A 1,525-nucleotide genomic window follows, 5' to 3' on the forward strand; every position below is an offset into this window, starting at 1 on the left:
AGCAGTAGGTGAAGCATCAACCAGATAATCCGATGAGATGCCGGTCTGTCTCACTCTCATGCAAAGGTAAGATCAACCATTTAATCCGCTTACCCATTGTTATTTGTCAGAGTCCTGGGACTTAAGCGGCGAACTCTTAGCTTGACCAAGAATAGGGCCGCAACACGCAGCGCGCCAAAACCTGTCACAGGCCCGAACCGATGCCCTGTTTCGATGCATCATTTGTAAACAAACTGCAATCTTTACCAAATAGACTTTCCATTGATTCTTCAATACCCACAAGCAAACTGAAAGGAAAAAACCACTATGAGCAAGAAATATTTGGGCTTGGCTTTGGCGATTTCTGCAGCTTCCGCCGCACAGGCCGGAACTGTTACGACCAGCGGCAAAGACCTTGTGATCGATACCGACAGCGGTATCAAAGTGAAAGTGTCGGATAACTCTGCGTCTTTTCAGCTCGGCGGGCGCCTTCAATGGGATTACGACGCCACGCAGTCTGACGCCAACGGTGTTGACACTACCAATTTCGACGCGCGCCGGGCACGCCTCTACGCCCAGGGCCACTTTGGCGACTGGGCGTACAAAGCCCAGTTCAACGTGGCTGAGAGTGATGGCGCCAAAGGCGGGAACGCTGAGGACCTGTACATTCGCTACCTGGGATTTGGCTCAGCTGCAACCGTGACTATTGGTAAGCAGAAAGAGCCATTCGGCCTGGAACAATTAACGAGTTCAAAAGACATCTCGGCCCTTGAGCGATCCGCCATGACCGAGCGTTATACCCCCGGTCGCAGCGGCGGCATCCAGCTCAGTGGCAAAGGCAGCAACTGGACCTACGGTATCGGCTATTTCGAGGCAGACGGCGATGGCAGCGACGACTTCAATAACACGGCAGTAACCGCACGGGGCACGGTTGCACCCGTTCAAACGAATAATGCTGTTGTTCATCTTGGTGCGGGTTATACCACGCGTGATGCCGACACTCAGGCCAATGAGGTCGATACGTTTAATCTGGAATTGGCCGGCGCTTCCGGGCCCTTCCATGCCCAGGCCGAATATTTCGATTCCGAGGAAGGTCAGGTGGATGTTGATGGTTATTACGTACAGCTTGGTTGGGTTGTCACCGGCGAAAGCCGTCCTTACAAGGCTGGGGCGTTCAAGCGAGTGGAACCGTCATCGCCCAAAGGAGCCTGGGAAGTTATTGCCCGTTTTGAAGATGGCGACGGAAAATACAGTGATGTGGGGCTGGCCACAACTGACGGTAAGCAAACAACACTGGGCGTTAACTATTACGCCAACAAGAATGTTCGACTTGGAATGAGCTACATGGATGGCGAAGAAGCCAATGGCGCTAGCGGAGATGAAGTGCGTGCGAGGTTGCAATATGCATTTTGAACGCATGGGAGAGTGCTTGGTTGAGCTCACCACTTGATAGGGCACTGGTACGGGAAGCATTGTCCTGAATCCGTGAAGCCGGCGCCGACACTTTCCCTATCACCGCCAGCGAGCACTTTTTGATCATTCGCCC

Annotated in this window: 1 protein-coding gene; it reads left to right on the forward strand. The window is 53.1% G+C overall.

All coding sequences use genetic code 11. The annotated features are described in order from the left end of the window. Positions 1 to 306 precede the first annotated feature (306 nt). A complete protein-coding gene (locus BMY49_RS17050) occupies positions 307 to 1,392 on the forward strand; it encodes an OprO/OprP family phosphate-selective porin (protein WP_089676129.1) in 1,086 nt (361 codons plus the stop codon). Positions 1,393 to 1,525: the final 133 nt, after the last annotated feature.

The organism is Vreelandella aquamarina, from assembly GCF_900110265.1.
Classification (GTDB): Bacteria; Pseudomonadota; Gammaproteobacteria; order Pseudomonadales; family Halomonadaceae; genus Vreelandella; species Vreelandella aquamarina.